The sequence below is a fragment of the Variovorax nivicola genome (assembly GCF_051216475.1).
Classification (GTDB): domain Bacteria; phylum Pseudomonadota; class Gammaproteobacteria; order Burkholderiales; family Burkholderiaceae_C; genus Variovorax.
Genome location: NZ_JBPJZK010000003.1, coordinates 620,584 through 637,290, shown reverse-complemented (window position 1 = coordinate 637,290; position 16,707 = coordinate 620,584). Strand labels below are relative to the sequence as shown.

Annotated in this window: 14 protein-coding genes and 1 pseudogene; 7 read left to right on the top strand and 8 right to left on the bottom strand. The window is 66.6% G+C overall.

Annotated elements, in window-relative coordinates; translation table 11 throughout:
* Positions 1-47: 47 nt before the first annotated feature.
* A complete protein-coding gene (gene dnaG, locus ACSFBF_RS15635; protein WP_435468441.1) occupies positions 48-2,075 on the top strand; it encodes a DNA primase in 2,028 nt (675 codons plus the stop codon).
* A gap of 123 nt (positions 2,076-2,198) precedes the next feature.
* On the opposite strand, the gene ACSFBF_RS15630 is transcribed toward dnaG, so the two are convergent.
* A complete protein-coding gene (locus tag ACSFBF_RS15630) occupies positions 2,199-2,531 on the bottom strand; it encodes a hypothetical protein (RefSeq protein WP_435468439.1) in 333 nt (110 codons plus the stop codon).
* On the opposite strand from ACSFBF_RS15630, the gene rpoD reads away from it, so the two are divergent.
* From rpoD to ACSFBF_RS15615, 3 genes are all read left to right on the top strand, one after another.
* Positions 2,524-4,710 carry an RNA polymerase sigma factor RpoD gene (rpoD, locus tag ACSFBF_RS15625; protein ID WP_435468437.1) on the top strand — a complete coding sequence of 729 codons (2,187 nt, stop codon included), beginning with the start codon at positions 2,524-2,526 and terminating at the stop codon, positions 4,708-4,710. The genes ACSFBF_RS15630 and rpoD overlap by 8 nt on opposite strands.
* A gap of 90 nt (positions 4,711-4,800) precedes the next feature.
* A complete protein-coding gene (locus ACSFBF_RS15620) occupies positions 4,801-6,036 on the top strand; it encodes a multidrug effflux MFS transporter (RefSeq protein ID WP_093051261.1) in 1,236 nt (411 codons plus the stop codon).
* Positions 6,037-6,055: 19 nt separating this feature from the next.
* The gene (locus tag ACSFBF_RS15615) at positions 6,056-7,183 is read left to right on the top strand and encodes an HPP family protein (protein WP_435468435.1); all 1,128 of its coding nucleotides are present in this window, start codon (positions 6,056-6,058) and stop codon (positions 7,181-7,183) included.
* An 11-nt stretch (positions 7,184-7,194) separates the two neighbouring features.
* Here ACSFBF_RS15615 and ACSFBF_RS15610 read toward each other — a convergent pair whose 3' ends face one another.
* The 3 genes from ACSFBF_RS15610 to ACSFBF_RS15600 are packed head-to-tail and all read right to left on the bottom strand — an operon-like array spanning position 7,195 to position 10,373.
* Complete coding sequence (locus ACSFBF_RS15610) at positions 7,195-8,181, bottom strand: tripartite tricarboxylate transporter substrate binding protein (RefSeq protein WP_435468433.1); 987 nt, start codon at positions 8,179-8,181, stop codon at positions 7,195-7,197.
* 39 nt (positions 8,182-8,220) lie between these two features.
* Positions 8,221-9,429 (bottom strand): CaiB/BaiF CoA transferase family protein, encoded by a 1,209-nt coding sequence (locus tag ACSFBF_RS15605; protein ID WP_435468431.1) that lies wholly within the window; start codon positions 9,427-9,429, stop codon positions 8,221-8,223.
* The gene (locus ACSFBF_RS15600; protein WP_435468429.1) at positions 9,426-10,373 is read right to left on the bottom strand and encodes a hydroxymethylglutaryl-CoA lyase; all 948 of its coding nucleotides are present in this window, start codon (positions 10,371-10,373) and stop codon (positions 9,426-9,428) included. Before ACSFBF_RS15600 ends, ACSFBF_RS15605 begins: the two co-directional genes overlap by 4 nt.
* Positions 10,374-10,473: 100 nt before the next feature.
* Here ACSFBF_RS15600 and ACSFBF_RS15595 point away from each other — a divergent pair, with 100 nt between their 5' ends.
* From ACSFBF_RS15595 to ACSFBF_RS15585, 3 genes and pseudogenes are all read left to right on the top strand, one after another.
* Positions 10,474-11,376: a LysR family transcriptional regulator gene (locus ACSFBF_RS15595; RefSeq protein ID WP_435468427.1), complete on the top strand. Its 903-nt coding sequence runs from the start codon at positions 10,474-10,476 to the stop codon at positions 11,374-11,376.
* A 135-nt stretch (positions 11,377-11,511) separates the two neighbouring features.
* Positions 11,512-12,405: pseudogene (locus ACSFBF_RS15590) on the top strand (MBL fold metallo-hydrolase); the annotation flags it as partial.
* Positions 12,399-13,091, top strand: a complete 693-nt coding sequence (locus tag ACSFBF_RS15585; RefSeq protein ID WP_435468425.1) for a DsbA family protein — start codon at positions 12,399-12,401, stop codon at positions 13,089-13,091. The pseudogene ACSFBF_RS15590 and the gene ACSFBF_RS15585, both read left to right, overlap by 7 nt.
* Here ACSFBF_RS15585 and ACSFBF_RS15580 read toward each other — a convergent pair.
* Genes ACSFBF_RS15580 through ACSFBF_RS15565 form a run of 4 tightly spaced genes read right to left on the bottom strand, consistent with a single transcriptional unit; the run spans position 13,088 to position 16,422 of the window.
* On the bottom strand, positions 13,088-13,792 hold the full coding sequence (locus tag ACSFBF_RS15580) for an ABC transporter ATP-binding protein (protein WP_435468423.1): 705 nt from the start codon (positions 13,790-13,792) through the stop codon (positions 13,088-13,090). The two genes, ACSFBF_RS15585 and ACSFBF_RS15580, sit on opposite strands and share 4 nt — an antisense overlap.
* On the bottom strand, positions 13,785-14,546 hold the full coding sequence (locus ACSFBF_RS15575) for an ABC transporter ATP-binding protein (protein WP_435468421.1): 762 nt from the start codon (positions 14,544-14,546) through the stop codon (positions 13,785-13,787). Before ACSFBF_RS15575 ends, ACSFBF_RS15580 begins: the two co-directional genes overlap by 8 nt.
* Complete coding sequence (locus ACSFBF_RS15570; protein WP_435468419.1) at positions 14,543-15,550, bottom strand: branched-chain amino acid ABC transporter permease; 1,008 nt, start codon at positions 15,548-15,550, stop codon at positions 14,543-14,545. Before ACSFBF_RS15570 ends, ACSFBF_RS15575 begins: the two co-directional genes overlap by 4 nt.
* Positions 15,550-16,422 carry a branched-chain amino acid ABC transporter permease gene (locus tag ACSFBF_RS15565; protein WP_435468417.1) on the bottom strand — a complete coding sequence of 291 codons (873 nt, stop codon included), beginning with the start codon at positions 16,420-16,422 and terminating at the stop codon, positions 15,550-15,552. The genes ACSFBF_RS15570 and ACSFBF_RS15565 overlap by 1 nt, the downstream gene beginning before the upstream one ends.
* Between the last annotated feature and the right edge of the window lie 285 nt (positions 16,423-16,707).

The window sequence follows — 16,707 nt, the reverse complement described above, 5'->3', positions numbered from 1 at the left end:
CCGCGAGCCTTCGGCCGCTTGCGTATGATTTGCCGCTCTTCGCCTACATGACCATCCCCGCTTCATTCATCCAGGAACTCATCGCGCGCGCCGATGTGGTCGAGATCGTCGGCCGTTATGTGCAGCTCAAGAAGGCCGGCGCCAATTTCATGGGGCTGTGCCCGTTCCACGGCGAGAAATCGCCCTCTTTCTCCGTCAGCCCGACCAAGCAGTTCTATCACTGCTTCGGCTGCGGGGTGCATGGCAACGCCATCGGCTTTCTCATGGAGCATGCGGGCATGGGCTTCGTCGAGGCGGTGCACGACCTCGCCGGCCAGTACGGCTTGCAGGTGCCCGAAGACGACGCCTCCCCCGCCGAGCGCGCCCGCGCTGCCAGCCAGCGTCAGAAGCAGGCCACGCTGACCGACGTGCTCGAAAAAGCCGGCGACGCTTACCGCAAGCACCTGCGCCAGGCACCCGGCGCCATCGAATATCTGAAGGGCCGCGGCGTCTCGGGCGAGGTGGCCAAGCAGTTCGGCATCGGCTATGCGCCGGCCGGCTGGCGCGCGCTGGCCAGCGTCTTCCCCGACTACGACGACCCGCTGCTCGCCGAGAGCGGGCTGGTGATCGTCAACAACGAAGAAGGCAAGCTCAGCGACGAAGAAGCCAAGCGCTACGACCGCTTCCGCGACCGCGTGATGTTCCCGATCCGCAACGTGAAGGGCGAGTGCATCGGCTTCGGCGGCCGCGTGCTGGGCGACGAGAAGCCCAAGTACCTGAACTCGCCCGAAACGCCCGTGTTCAGCAAGGGCCGCGAGCTCTATGGCCTCTATGAAGCCCGTGCCGCCTTCCGCGACCGCGGCTATGCGCTCGTCACCGAAGGCTACATGGACGTGGTGGCGCTGGCCCAGCTCGGTTTTCCGAACGCGGTGGCCACGCTCGGCACGGCTTGCACCACGGAGCACGTGCAGAAGCTCTTTCGCTTCACCGAATCAGTAGTGTTCAGCTTCGACGGCGACGCCGCCGGCCGCCGCGCCGCGCGCAAGGCGCTCGACGGTGCCCTGCCCTACGCCACCGACGTGCGCAGCATCAAATTTCTGTTCCTGCCGGCCGAACACGACCCCGACAGCTTCATCCGCGAGCACGGCGCCGAGGCCTTCGCCCGCTTCGTCAACGAGGCCACGCCGCTGTCGCGCTTCATGCTCGAAGCCGCTCGCGAAGGCTGCGACCTGACCACCGCCGAGGGCCGCGCCCACATGACGAGCAACGTGCGCCCGCTCTGGAGCGCCATGCCCGACGGCGCGCTCAAGCGGCAGCTGCTGAGCGAGATCGCGACGCTGGTGCAGCTCGACGCGCCGGCGCTGTCGGAGCTCTGGGCCTCCACGCCCGGTCCGCGCAAGGCTGGCGGCGCACCCGCGCAGCAGCAGCGCCACGGCGAGCCCTCCAGCTACAGCGGCGGTGGTGGCGGTGACGACTACTACCCGGACATGCCCCCGCCGCAGGACTTCGAGCCGCCACGCTATGAAAGCGATAGCAAGCCCAAGTTCCAGCCGCGCAAGTTCGTCAAGGGCAAGCGCTGGGGCGGCAAGTTCGAGGAACCCATCGAGCCGCTGCGCGGACGCGGCGCCCCGCCCAGTCGCCCGGACGTGGCGGTGCGGCTGCTGCTGTCGAACATGGCGCAATGGGAAGCCCTGTCGCACGAGCTCCACGTGATGCTGTGCGACCTGCCCGGCTCGCATGGCGCGCTCTTCACCTGGCTCGACAGCCAGTTGCACGAGCACGGCGTCCAGCCCTGGGCGGCCCTGCGCGAAGGCCTGCGCGGACTCGACTTCGAGCCGCTGGCCGAGCGGCTGATGTCCGTCTCCGAAGCCGGTCCGGTACCCGAGGGCGAGGAGGCGCAGCATCTGGCCGACGCCGCCCGAGAACTCTCCAGCGTGCTCGATTTCATGCTCGACGACCTTCTCAAGGCCCAGCAAAGCGAGGCCATCGCCGCCGTGGGAAAAGACCCGAAAGCCCTGGAGCGCTACAAGGCGCTGGAAACCCGGCGGCTCGAATTGCGTGCCCGTCTGCGCGCCTCGGGTTCAGAAACCGCTTGAAATTTGCGCAACACGCTATAATGTAGGGCTTCGCAACTGGCGAAATTAGGCAAGAGCGACAGCAGCACCTCCGGGCCGACCCCTAGCGCAACGCACTCCAACGGTAAATTCCGGCGGAAAGGGTCAATAACCGCAAGGACTGCATACCAAATGTTCGCCCGACATCTTGCCTGTTGAGGAATTAGTTCCTCTTTCCCATTTGTTTTTAGTCCGTGCCTGTGCACGGGCTGTGGTGGCGCTGTCCGCGTGACGGTGCGCCTGTGATCCCGCTTGTTCTTTCTTGCCGTAACGAGGTCGTATGCCCAGTTCAAAGAAGCCTGCTCCTTCACTTGCCAAAAGCGTCGCCACCAAGCCCGCAGCAGAAAAACCGTTGAAAGCCGGCGCGAAGCCGGCAACCAAGACGGCCGCCGCCGCATCCAAATCGGCAGCCGCAACGAAAGTGAAAACCGTGCCCACGAAATCGACCTCTCTCGAAGATCCCAAAAAAGCAGCCGCCCCCGCAGCCAAGAAAGTCGGCCGCCCGCCCAAGGCCGCCGGCGCCGCCACGCCCGCCACCGGCGCCAAGCGCGGCCGCAAGCCCAAGGCTGACAAGGAAGCCCCCGAGAGCGACGTCGACCTGTCGGACATCGAAGACGACCTGGCCGGCGACGAACCCGCGGTTGCCACGACCACCGAAGAGAAGGTCAAGCCGCTGCGCATGAAGATCAGCAAGGCGAAGGAACGCGCCTTGATGAAGGAGTTCGGCCTCGACGAGACCGTGCTTTCCGAAGAAGACCTGGCCAAGCGCCGCTCGCGCCTGAAGACCCTGATCACGCTGGGCAAGACCCGCGGCTACCTCACGCACGGCGAAATCTCCGACCACTTGCCCGACAAGCTGGTCGACGCCGAGACCATGGAAGTCGTGGTCACCATGCTCAACGACATGGGCGTGGCGGTGTACGAGCAGACGCCCGACGCCGAAACCCTGCTGCTGAACAACACCGCGCCCACCGCCACCACGGTGGAAGAAGCCGAGGAAGAAGCCGAAGCCGCGCTCTCCACGGTGGACAGCGAATTCGGCCGCACCACCGACCCGGTTCGCATGTACATGCGCGAAATGGGCACGGTCGAGCTGCTGACGCGCGAAGGCGAAATCGAAATCGCCAAGCGCATCGAAGGCGGCCTGATGGCCATGATGGAAGCCATTTCGGCCTCCCCCGCCACCATCGCCGCGATCCTCGAAATGGCCGCAACGATTCGTGAAGGCAAGGTCGTCATCTCGACCATCGTCGACGGCTTCTCGAACCCCAACGAGGCCGACGACTACGTGGCCGAAGAAGACTTCGACGAATTCGACGAAGAAGACGACGACGACGGCAAGGGCGGCTCCAAGGCCCTGACCAAGAAGCTCGAAGAACTCAAGCGTGAAGCGCTCGATCGCTTCGACCGCATCGCCGGCATGTTCGAGAAGATCCACAAGATCTACGAGAAGGAAGGCTACGGCACGCCGGCGTACGTCAAGGCTCAGCAGGCCGTGTCCGACGAGCTGATGACCATCCGCTTCACCGCCAAGACCATCGAGAAGCTGTGCGACCTGGTGCGCACGCAGGTGGACGACGTTCGCAAGAAGGAACGCGAGCTGCGCCGCATCATCGTGGACAAGTGCGGCTTCCCGCAGGATGAGTTCATCCGCGACTTCAGCGGCTACGACAAGAACGGCAACCGCATCGCCTCCAACCTGCTCAACCTGAAGTGGGTCGAGAAGCAGGCCGCCGCCGGCAAGCCCTGGAGCACGGTGCTCTCGCGCAACATCCCGCCGGTGCAAGAGTTGCAGCAGAAGCTCGCCGACATCCAGTCGCGCGTGGTGGTGCCGCTGTCCGAGCTGAAGGACATCAACAAGCGCATGAACGAAGGCGAATCGTCTTCGCGCGATGCCAAGAAGGAAATGATCGAGGCCAACCTGCGCCTCGTGATTTCCATCGCCAAGAAGTACACCAACCGCGGCCTACAGTTCCTCGATTTGATCCAGGAAGGCAACATCGGTCTGATGAAGGCGGTCGACAAGTTCGAATACCGTCGCGGCTACAAGTTCTCGACCTACGCCACGTGGTGGATCCGCCAGGCCATCACCCGCTCGATCGCCGACCAGGCGCGCACCATCCGCATCCCGGTGCACATGATCGAGACGATCAACAAGATGAACCGCATTTCGCGCCAGCACTTGCAGGAGTTCGGCTTCGAGCCCGACGCCGGCATCCTGGCCGCGAAGATGGAGATCCCGGAAGACAAGATCCGCAAGATCATGAAGATCGCGAAGGAGCCGATCTCGATGGAAACCCCCATCGGCGACGACGACGATTCGCACCTGGGCGACTTCATCGAGGACAGCAGCAACACGGCTCCTATCGAAGCCGCGATGCAGGCCGGCCTGCGCGACGTGGTCAAGGACATTCTCGACAGCCTCACGCCGCGCGAAGCCAAGGTGCTGCGCATGCGCTTCGGCATCGAGATGAGCACGGACCACACGCTGGAAGAAGTCGGCAAGCAGTTCGACGTGACCCGCGAGCGCATCCGCCAGATCGAGGCGAAGGCACTGCGCAAGCTCAAGCATCCGTCGCGTTCGGACAAGCTGCGCAGCTTTATTGATACGCTCTAAGCCGGTCTCCCGGTATTTCCCCGACGAGGAGGCGCCCGCAAGGGCGCTTTCTTTTTTGGCCCTTGCGATAAAAAGAACGGAGCAAACCTCATGAATCCCGATGCAGACAAACTCTGGCAAGCCCCGCGCTGGGCGCTTGCCGTGCTGCTCGCGGTGCTCGGCATGCTCGGGCCCTTTTCCATCGACACCTACATTCCGGCCTTCTCGGGCATTGCGCAATCCATCGGCGCGACGCCGGCCGAGATGCAGCAGACGCTTTCGGCCTACCTGTTCGGCTTCGCATTCATGAACCTGTTCCACGGCGCGCTGTCGGACAGCTTCGGCCGCCGCCCGGTGGTGCTGTGGGGCCTGGCCGTGTTCACGCTGGCCTCGCTGGGCTGTGCGCTCTCGCAGAACATCACGCAGCTGGTGCTGTTCCGCGGGCTGCAGGGCCTGTCGACCGGTGCCGGCATCGTGGTTTCGCGCGCGGTGATCCGCGACATGTTCCCGCCCGCCGAGGCGCAGCGGGTGATGAGCCAGGTCACGATCTACTTCGGCGTGGCCCCGGCCATCGCGCCCATCGTGGGCGGCTTTCTCTTCGTGCACGCGGGCTGGCATGCGGTGTTCTGGTTTCTCGTGGCGGTGGGCGTGGTGCTGTTCACGGCCAACTACAAGCTGCTGCCCGAGACGCTGCACAAGGACCACCGCCAGCCCTTCCAGGTGCGGCACCTGATGCGCGGCTACTGGGACCTGTGCTCCGACCCGCGCTTTCTGTTGCTGGCTTTCGCCAGCGGCGTGCCCTTCAACGGCATGTTCCTCTACGTGCTGGCCGCGCCCGCATTCCTCGGCGACCACCTCGCGCTGCAGCCGCAGCAGTTCTTCTGGTTCTTCCTGCTGACCATCGGCGGCATCATGCTCGGTGCGCGCGCCAGCGGCCGCATGGCCGGCAAGGTCGCACCCAAGCGGCAGATCCGCGACGGCTTCGTCATCATGCTGGCCACCTCGGTGGTCAATGTGGTGGCCAACACCTTCTTCCAGGCGCACGTGGCCTGGGCGCTGTGGCCGCTCGCAGTGTTTGCCTTCGGCTGGGCGCTGATGGTGCCGGTGGTCACGCTGCTGGTGCTCGACCTGCACCCCGAGCGCCGCGGCATGGCCTCGTCGCTGCAGGCCGTGATCGGCTCCACCGCCAACGGCATCGTGGCTGGCGCGGTGGCGCCGCTGGTGATGCACTCGACGCTCGCGCTAGCGCTGACCTCCATGGGCATGCTCGCCATCGGCCTGGTCGCCTGGGTGTGGCTGCATGACCGCTGGCCCGAGATCGGGCGCATGGTGGCGCACGAAGGCTGACAGCAGGAACGAGGCTCCGATGCGCTTCGAAGCATTCCTGACTCATGCGCGCGCCTGGCTGCCGGGCCGCACCACCGTCGATGCCCGCGAACGCTTGCGCGCAGTGGCGGGCGCGGGCCTCGGCCTGCTGGTCACTGCCCTGCTGTGCCGCTGGCTGGCCGGCCCGCTCGCCGCCTCTGTCTGGTTGATCGCGCCGCTGGGCGCCAGCGCCGTGCTGGTGTTCGCGGTTCCGGCCAGTCCGCTCGCGCAGCCGTGGTCGGTCATCGGCGGCAACACGCTGTCGGCGGTGGTCGGCATCGCGGCCGCCAACTGGATTCCCGACCCCGCGCTGGGCGCCGCCGTTGCAGTGGCCGCTGCCATCGGCCTGATGTTCAGCGCGCGCTGCCTGCACCCACCGGGTGGCGCCGCAGCCTTGCTCGCGGTGCTGACGCACACCACGCATTTCTCGTCCGCCCTGTTCCCGTTCTTCACCAACTCGCTGCTGCTGGTGCTGGCCGGCGTGGCCTACAACTCGTTGACCGGGCGGCGCTATCCGCATGTGCAGGTGGCACGCCCGCCCGCGTCCGATGCGCGCTTCAGCCAGGCCGACATCGACGCCGTGCTGGCCCGCTACAACCAGGTTCTAGACATCAGCCGCGACGACCTCCAATCGCTGATCCAGCAGACCGAACTCGAGTCGTACAAGCGGCGCCTGGGCACGCTTCACTGCGCCGACATCATGTCGCGCACTCCCATCTCGGTGGAGTTCGGCACGCCGCTGCAGGAAGCCTGGGCGCTGATGCACGAACGCCGCATCAAGGCCCTGCCCATCACCGACCGCACGCGCCGCGTGGTGGGCATCGTCACGCAGGCCGACTTCTTCCGCCAGCTCGACCTGCAGCACCACGAAGGCATCGCCGGCAAGCTGCGCGACCTGATCCGCGCCACGCGCACGGTGATCTCGAACAAGCCCGAGGTGGTCGGCCAGATCATGACGCGCCAGGTGCGCGTGGCCAGCGCCGACCGGCCCGTGGTCGATCTGGTGCCGCTGTTCTCCGAAGGCGGCCACCACCACATCCCGATCATCGACGGCGAGAAGCGCCTCGCGGGGATGATCACGCAGTCGGACTTCGTGCGCGCTCTCTACCGCGCGGTGGCGCCGGCGTAGGCAACCTCGCCTTACTCAAGGACCACGTTCGCCTTCTTCACCAGCACCGCATAACGCGCCGCCTCGCTGCGGAAGTAGCTCGCCGCCTGCTCCGGCGTCGAGGGCTTGATGACGTTGCCCTGCTTGTCCATTGCATCGCGCACTTCGGCGCTGGTGAACGCAGCGGCGACCGCGTCGTGCACGCGTTGGACGTCAGCCGCCTGCATCTTCGGCGGGCCGATCACCGCGAACCAGCCTTCGACCGCGTAGTTCGGCAGCCCCTGCTCCGCGATGGTCGGAATGTCCGGCGCGGCTGGCGAACGCGCCGCGCCACACAGGCCGATGGCGCGCAGCGCACCACTCTTGATGTGTTGCTGTACGGCCGGCAGCGCGACCACGCCGATCTCGACCTGCCCCGCGATCATGTCGGTCACCATCGGGCCGGTGCCTTTGTAGGGAATGTGCCGCGCCTTCACGCCGGCTTCGTCCATGAACATCTCGCCGGCCAGATGAATGATGGTGCCGTTGCCCGACGAGGCGTAGTTGTAGTTCTCGGGCTTCGCGCGCAGCAGCGCGACCAGTTCCTTCACGTTCTTCGCGGGCAGCTTCGGGTTCACCACCAGCACCAGCGGCGTCGCGCCCACCACGCTGATCGGCGTGACGTCGTTGATCGCGTCGAAGGGCATCTTCCTGAACACCGCCGGGTTGATGACGTGGTTGTTCGACACCATGCCCAGCGTGAGCCCGTCGGGCGCGGCCTTGACGATGGCCGCGGCGCCGGTAATGCCGCCCGCGCCCGGCAGGTTCTCGATCACCACCGGCTGGCCGAAGGCCTTGCCGAGCGCGACCGATGCGGCGCGCACGATGGTGTCGACGCCCGAGCCCGCGCTGATCGGCAGGATGAAGCGAATGGGTTTGTCGGAGCCCTGCGCGAGTGCGGGGCATGCGGCCATGGCGGCGGCGCACGCGCCGAGGCCTAACACCGCGCGGCGGTTCATCGAGGAAAGTGTCTTGGTCATCGGTTTTGTCTCTCTTTATGGTTTTGAAAAGCGCTTCGATCAGGCCACCGCCGACTCGGCGTGCAGCGCATCGACCTGCTCGCGCGCGTAGCCCAGCTCGGCCAGCAGTTCGCGCGTGTGCTCGCCCAGCGTCGGCGGATGCAGCCGCACGCCGAGGCGTTCGCCGCCGAGCGTGATCGGGAACAGCGTCGTCTGCGCCATTTCTCCGGCGCGCTCGCCGTCCGGCAGGCGGATGTCTGCCAGTCCGCCAGTGGCCTTCAGGTGCGGGTCGTCGTAGAGATCTTCGGGCCGGGTGATCGGCGCGAACGGCAAGCCCTTGGCCTCGAAGATCGCCGACAGCTCCGCCGCCGAACACCCGGCCAACCGCTCGCGCAAATCGGCCAGCAGCGTGGGCCGCAGGCGCACGCGGTCGTTGTTGGTGCGCAAGGCGGGGTCGGCCTTCAGGTCGTCGAAGCCCAACGCGTCGCAGAAGGTGTTCCACTGCGCGTCACTCACCGCGGCCAGGAAGATCTGCTCGCCGTCCTTCACGGTGAATACGTCGTACAGCGCCCAGGCCGAGATGCGATCCGGCATCGGCGCAGCGGCCTGCCCGGTGATCGCGTACTGCAGCATGTGCTGTCCGACCAGGAACACGTTGTTCTCGAACAATGCCGACTGCACCTCCTGCCCCTTGCCGGTCTCCGCGCGCTGCATCAGCGCGGCGATCGCGCCGATGGCGCCGAACATGCCGCCCATGATGTCGTTGACGCTGGTGCCCGCGCGCAGCGGATCGCCGGGGCGGCCGGTCATGTAGGCCAGCCCGCCCATCATCTGCACCACCTCGTCCAGCGCGGTGCGATGTTCGTAGGGGCCGGGCAAGAAGCCCGCGTGGTTCACGTACACGAGACGCGGGTTGAGCTTGCCGAGGGCGGCGTAGCCCAGGCCGTACTTGTCCATGGTGCCGGGCTTGAAGTTCTGCGCCACCACGTCGGCCGTGGCGCACAGGCGCAGCGCGGCTTCCAGCCCCTGCGGGTGCCGCAGGTCGAGCGCGATGCTCTTCTTGTTGCGGTTGAACATGGGGAAGAAGCCCGCGCCCGCGCCCAGCAGGTGTCGCGTGCGGTCGCCCTCGATGGGCTCGACCTTGATGACCTCCGCCCCCAGGTCCGCAAGCACCATGCCGCAGGTCGGGCCCATGACCATGTGGGTGAACTCGACCACGCGGATACCGGTGAGCGGCAGGCGCTTTTCTTCGGTGTTTGCCGCGCTCATGCCGCGACTCCCACTGTTGCCGCGAAGGTCTTCGGAAAGCCCGCGCGCCACACCGTACCCTGCAGGGTCTCGCCTTCGAGCCAGCCCGCCACGCGCCGGCGCAGGTCGAGCAGCTTCGGCAGGTCGACGCCGGTTGCAACGCCCATGCTCTCGAGCATGAAGACAAGGTCTTCGGTGTCGACATTGCCGCTGGCACCGGGCGCATGCGGGCAGCCGCCGATGCCGGCCAGGCAGGCGTCGAAGCGCGTGATGCCCACTTCCAGCGCGGCATACGCGTTCGCGAGCCCCATGCCGCGCGTGTCGTGGAAATGGCCGCACCACAGCCTGTCGCCAGCGATGCGCAGGGCGCGCTCGAACAGGCTGCGCACCATCGCTGGATCGGCATAGCCCACGGTGTCCGCAAGGCTCACGCGATCGGCGCCCGCGTCGAGTAGCGCTTGCATCAGCCGCAGCACTTCGTCGGGCGCGACATGGCCCTGCAGCGTGCAGCCGAAGGCCGTGCCCACGCCGCCATCGATCAGCGTCTTCGAGCCCGCCGCATCGCGCGCCGCGCGCATGCGTGCGACCTCGGTCACCACCTCGTCGGGCGTCTTGCGCAGGTTGGCGAGGCTGTGCGCGTGGCTGGCCGAGAGCGGCACGACCATCAGGTCGGCCTCGCCTGCAATGGCCCGTTCGGCACCTTTGAGATTGGGCACCAGCACCGAGGCGAAGAGCCCCGGCAGCGTCTTCGCGTACGCCAGCAACTCGGCCGTGTCCGCGAGCTGCGGCAGCAGGTGCGCCGGCACGAACGAGCCGACCTCGATCTCGCGCTGCCCGGCCGCGTGCGCGTCGCGGATCCATTCGAGCTTGCGTTCGGTGGGCAGTACGCGGGCGATGCTCTGGAGCCCGTCGCGCAGGCCCACTTCGCGGACGACCGCGCGCGGCGGCAGGAATGCGTGAATCAAGACTTTGTCTCCGTCGTGAGGGTACGGAGTCGATGTTAGAAGTTCCGATTTGATCCAGAAGGTATATTTTGGAAGCCATCTGATTCCGGAACGGAACATCATGAGAGACCTAGACCTGACCACCCTGCGCCTCTTCGTCGCCGTCTGCGAAACGCGCAGCATCGCGCGCGCCGGTGAGCAGGCCAGCATCGTCGGCTCGGCCATCAGCAAGCGGCTGGCCCAGCTCGAAGAAGCCGTCGGCACGCCGCTGCTGCTGCGCAAGCGCCGCGGCGTGCTGCCCACTCCCGCCGGCGAGACCCTGCTGGAGCACGCCCGCGCGATGCTCGGCAGCGTGAACCGTATCGAGCGTGACATGGCCGCCTATGCCGGCGGCGCGCGCGGGCACGTGCGCATCCTGGCCTCGGCGTCGGTGATGGCCGAATCGCTGGCCGAGGACGTGGCGGACTTTCTGCAAGACCCGGCCCACCGCAACATCCGCGTCGACATGGAAGAGCGCGTGAGCCCCGAGATCGTGCGCGGCATCCGCGAGGGCAGCGCCTCCATCGGCCTATGCTGGGACGCGGCCGACCTCGAAGGCCTGGAGCGGCACGACTACCGCACCGACCACCTCGCCATCGTCGCGCACCCTTCGCACCCGGTGGCGAAGCACGAGCAGGTGCGCTTCGAGCAGGTGCTCGACCATGAATTTGTCGGCATGCCCGCGCTGAGCGCCGTGCAGTTGATGCTGGCGCGCGAGGCCGCGGTGGCGGGCAAGCCGCTGGTGTACAGGGTGCTGGTGTCCAACTTCGACGCGGCACTGCGCGTGGTGCGCGCCGGGCTGGCGATCAGCGTGGTGCCGGCGGAGGTAGCCCGGCCTTTCACCGATGCCTTCGGCTTGCGCCTGATGCCGCTTACCGATGCGTGGGCACGGCGGCGCTTTGCGATCTGCTTCCGCAGTGAGGCGGCACTGTCGCCGTCTGCTCAATTGCTGGTCGCGCACCTGGAGCGGCGCGCCACGGACTGACGGCCAATCGCCCCATTCGACCGGAATCTGAAACTATTCATTACCCTGGAGCAGGTTTTTATTTCGATTCGCGCAACCTACATTCGAACGGTCAGAGCTGTCACTCCTTCACACCGCATACAGAAAGACCACCGCATGTTCCGCAGAGCCCTCCTCTCCGCCGCCGCCCTCGCCACCACCCTGAGCCTTGCCCCGCTCGCCGCACAGGCCGCGCAGCCGCTCAAGCTCGACGTCTACAACCCCGGCACGAAGTCGATGTTCCCGGTCTCCTCCGAGATCGTCACAGGCCAGACCGACGCCGTGCTAATCGACGCGCAGTTCCAGCGCAACGACGCCGAGGCGCTGGTGCAGAAGATCAAGGCCACGGGCAAGAAGCTCACCACGGTCTACATCAGCCACAGCGACCCCGACTACTACTTCGGCCTCGATGTGATCCAGGCCGCCTTCCCCGACGCCAAGATCGTCGCCACGCCCCAGACCGCGGCCGCCATCCAGGCCTCGAAGGACGGCAAGCTCGCGCACTGGGGCCCGATCCTGAAGGACAACGCGCCCAAGGCGCTGGTCGTGCCGCAGCCGTTGACTGGCGACAGCCTCACGCTCGAAGGCCGCAAGATCCAGGTCGTCGGACTCGACGGCCCGACGCCCAAACGCAGCTTCGCGTGGATTCCCTCGCTGAAGGCGGTGGTTGGCGGCATTCCGGTGTCGGCCAACATCCACGTGTGGGTGGCCGACACGCAGACGCCCGAATCGCGCCGCGAATGGATCAAGACGCTGGGGCGCATCGAGGCCCTGCACCCGAAGACTGTCGTGCCCGGCCACTACCTGCCGAATGCGGACGGCAGCGCGCCCTACTCGCTCGCCTCGGTGAAATTCACGCGAAGCTATCTGCAAGCCTTCGAGACCGAAGCCGCCAAGGCCAAGGACTCGGCCGCACTCATCGCCGCAATGAAGAAGCGCTACCCGAAGCTGGAAGACGCCTCGTCGCTGGAACTCGGCGCCAAGGTCATCAAGGGAGAAATGAAATGGCCGCAATGAACGAAGCAGTGAACGAAGCAGTGAACGAAGCAGTGAACGAAGGCGCCACGCTGCACTACGTCTTCGACCCGCTGTGCGGCTGGTGCTACGCCGCCGCGCCGCTGGTCGACGCGGCGCGCAGCGTGCCGGGCCTGAAGGTCGAGTTCCACGGCGGCGGCATGATGACCGGCGCCAACCGGCGCGCGATCACGCCGCAGTGGCGTGAGTACGTGATGCCGCACGACCGGCGCATCGCCGAACTCACGGGCCAGCCCTTCGGCGAAGGCTACTTCGAGGGACTGCTGCGCGACACCGGCGCGACGATGGACTCCGAACCGCCGACCACGGCCATCCTCGCGGCCGAGTCGCTGCGGGCGGGCGGCGGGCTGGACATGATCCACCGCCTGCAACGGGCGCACTACGTCGAAGGCCGGCGCATCGCCGATGAGCAAGTACTGAAAGCGATAGCCGGCGAACTCGGCTTCGATGCCGAAGCCTTCGCATTGGCCTTCGAGCACCTGTCGGGAGAAGCGACCTCGCGGCACATCGCCGAAAGCCGCCAGTTCCTGCAGTGCGCAGGCGGCCAGGGCTTTCCAACCTTCGTGTTGACGCAGGCCGATGGCCGCGCCAACCGCATCGACATCGGCCCATGGCTCGGCCGAGCGGAAGACTGGAAGGCGCGCCTGGCGGAACTTATCTAGCGCGCGACGCCCAGCAGGCGGTCGAGCACTTCAGGCTGCGTGCGCAATGTCGCGGCCTTGTCGGTATGCACGATGGTGCCGTGGTCGAGCACCACCGCCTCGTCGGAAATCGCGAGGATCGCCTGCGGATGCTGCTCAACGATGATCGCGGCCAGCCCTTCGTCCTGCGTGATGCGGCGGATGGCGCGCAGCAGTTCTTCCACGATGATCGGCGCCAGCCCTTCGAGTGGCTCGTCGAGCAGCAGCAGCTTCGGGTTCAGCACCAGCGCGCGGCCCACGGCGAGCATCTGCTGCTCGCCGCCTGAGAGCTGCGTGCCCAGGTTCGTCTTGCGCTCGGCGAGGCGCGGGAACATCTCGTACACGCGCTGCGGATTCCACTTGCCGGGCCGCTCGACCGCCGTGAGGTTTTCGTGCACCGTGAGCGACTTGAAGATGTTGCGCTCCTGCGGCACCCAGCCGATGCCGGCCGCCGCGCGCTGATGCGGCGCGAGCTTGTGCAGGGCCTGGCCGCCCAGCGCGATGCTTCCGCCGTGCTGGCGCGTCGCGCCCGCGAGCGTGTTGATCAGCGTCGTCTTGCCCGTGCCGTTGCGGCCCAGCAGCGCAAGCGTCTGGCCTTCGCCGAGCGCGAACGCCACGTCGTGCAGCACCACGGCCTCGCCGTAGCCGGCGCTCAGGTTCTCGATGCGCAGCAGCTCAGACATGAGCAGCCTCCCCGTGGCCCAGATAGACCTCTTTCACCTTCGGATCGTTGGCGATGGTTTCGGGGTCGCCTTCGGTCAGCAGCGTGCCGTTGACCAGCACCGTCATGCGGTCGGCAAAGCTGAACACCAGGTCCATGTCGTGCTCGATCAACAGCACCGACACATCGGCCGGTAGTGCGGCCACGGTCTGCAGCAGCTCTTCGCGCTCGCCGGCAGGCACGCCTGCCACGGGCTCGTCGAGCAGCAACACGCGCGGCTCGCAAGCGAGTGCAATCGCAATCTCCAGCAGGCGGCGCTTGCCGTAGGCCAGGTGCTTTACCTGCTGTTGCGCCACGTCGCCCAGGTGGAACTGTTCGAGCAGTTGCCCCGCGCGCACGGCAATCGCCTTGCTGGCACCGAGCGGCCGCCACCATTGCGCGCCAATGCCCCGGTGCTGCGACACCACGAGCGCCAGCGTTTCGAGCGGCGTCATCGAGTCGAACAGCTGGTTGATCTGGAAGGTGCGCACCAGCCCGCGCGCCACGCGCTTGTGCGGCGCGAGCGTCGTGATGTCTTCGCCCAGCAGCGTGATGCGGCCTTCGGTCGGCGTGAGCACGCCCGTCAGCTGGTTGATCAGCGTGGTCTTGCCCGCGCCGTTGGGGCCGATCAGCGCGTGGCGTGCGCCGCGCTTGAGCTCCATCGTCACGTTGTTGGTGGCCGTGATGCCGCCGAAGCGCATCACGAGGCCGTGGGTGGAGAGCACGGTGTCGGTCATGCCACACCACCTTTCTCGCCCTTCTTCTTGCCCCCCAAGCCGAACCATGTCCACGGCTTGAGCAGGCGATCGCGTCCCACCAGCACCAGCAGCACCAGGATCAGGCCGATCCAGAACATCCAGTACTGCGGCGTCACGGCCGACAGCCAGGTCTGCAGCAGCTTGAACACGATGGCGCCCGCCACGCCGCCATAGAGCCAGCCCACGCCGCCGATGACCAGCATCAGCAGCACGTCGGCCGAGCGGTCGAAGGCCAGCACGTCGAGCGAGGCAAAGCCGGTGGTCTGCGCCAGCAGCGCGCCCGCTGCGCCGGCGATGCCGGCCGCCACGGTGTAGATCACCACGAGCCGCGACACGACCGGAATGCCGATGGCCATGGCGCGCAGCCGGTTGTCGCGGATGGCCTTCAGCGTGGCACCGAACGGCGAATGCACGAGCCGGCGCATCACGAGGAACAGCACCAGCATCACGGCCAGCGAATACCAGGCGGCCGTGCGGCCGTACAGGTCGAACTCGAACAGGCCGAGCACCGGCCCCATCACCACGCCCTGCAGGCCGTCGGCGCCGCCAGTGAGCCAGTCGAGCTTGTTGGCGAGCTCGAGCAACAGCAGCGCGGTGCCGAGCGTGACCATCAGCCGCGTGAGGTCGCTGCCGCGCAAGATCGTCACGCTGGCCACGAGGCCAAGCAAGGCCGACAGCACGGTCGCGACCACCAGCCCCACGGTCGGGTCCGGCATCACGAGCTTGGCGAACAGCGCCGCTGCATACGCGCCGAAACCGAAGAAGGCGGCATGGCCCAGCGACACGATGCCGGTGTAGCCAAGAATCAAATCGAGCGACATCGCGAACAGCGCGACGATGGCGATCTCGTTGACCAGCAACGAGTGCGAAGGCATCACGAGCGGCAGCGCGAAGGCCGCGGCCCAGGCCACGAACTCGAGCGGGTGCCAGCGCGCCTTGCGCAGCAGGGCCGACTGAAACTCGGCGGTGGAAGGCGCACTCATCAACGGCCTCCCTTGCGCGTGAACAGGCCCTGGGGCCGCCACATCAGGATCATGATCATCAGCAGGTAGACGGTGAACGCACCCATCTTCGGAATGAAATACTTGCCCGCCACGTCGGCAATGCCCAGCAGCAGCGCCGCCGCGAGCGGCCCGGTGATCGACGAGGTGCCACCGACCGACACCACGATCAGGAAATAGATCATGTACTTGAGCGGAAAGGTCGGGTCGAGCCCGAGAATTTCCGCGCCCAGCGCACCGCCCAGCCCCGCGAGCCCCGAGCCCACCGCAAAGGTCAGCAGGAACACGATGTTCACGTTGATGCCCAGGCCCGCCGCCACGCGCGGGTCATCGACCGCAGCGCGCAGCCGGCTGCCGAAGCGCGTCTTCGAAAGAATGAGCTGCAGCACCACCGTGAGCACCGCGCACACGCCGATGATGAAGAGCCGGTAGTGCCCCATGCCAAGCAGCAATGCGCCGTCGCCGATCTCGGTGCGCCCGCGCAGCCATTCGGGCAGCTGCACGTTCTGCTGCGACGAGCCCACGAAGTAGTCGATGGCCGCCACCGCCATGAAGGCGAGGCCGATGGAAAAAAGCACCTGGTCGAGGTGCGGCTTGCCGTACATCGGCCGGTAAAGCGTGCGTTCGAGCAGCGCCCCTGCCAGCGCCACGACTATGAATGCGAGCGGCAGGCACACCAGGAACGGCACGCCCAGCTTCTGCATGGCGAACACCGTGAGGTAGCCGCCAGCCATGGCGAAGGCGCCGTGTGCGAGGTTGATGAAGTTCATCAGGCCTAGCGTCACGGCGAGGCCTACCGCCAGCACGAAGAGCAGCATGCCGTAGGCGATGCCGTCGAAAAGAATGGTCAGCATGTCGTGTTTTTTACGAAGCTATTTCTGGGGCTGTTCGTTTCGTTCGGGGTGCGTGCGAATGACACCGGGTACTCCCCTCCGCGAATGTCCCCCGCCTTCGGCTCCTCCTTTATTTCGCTGCGGGGAGCACCCGATGCCATTCGCACATGAGCGCTGCCGTTGTGCCGGAGGTTTAACCGCTGTGCTGAACGATCACGTCGATGGGGTGCCTTGCGCAGCGAAATAAAGGAGGAGGCCGAAGGCCGGGGGACATTCGCGGAGCAAGGTACCCCGTCGGCGTGAGCG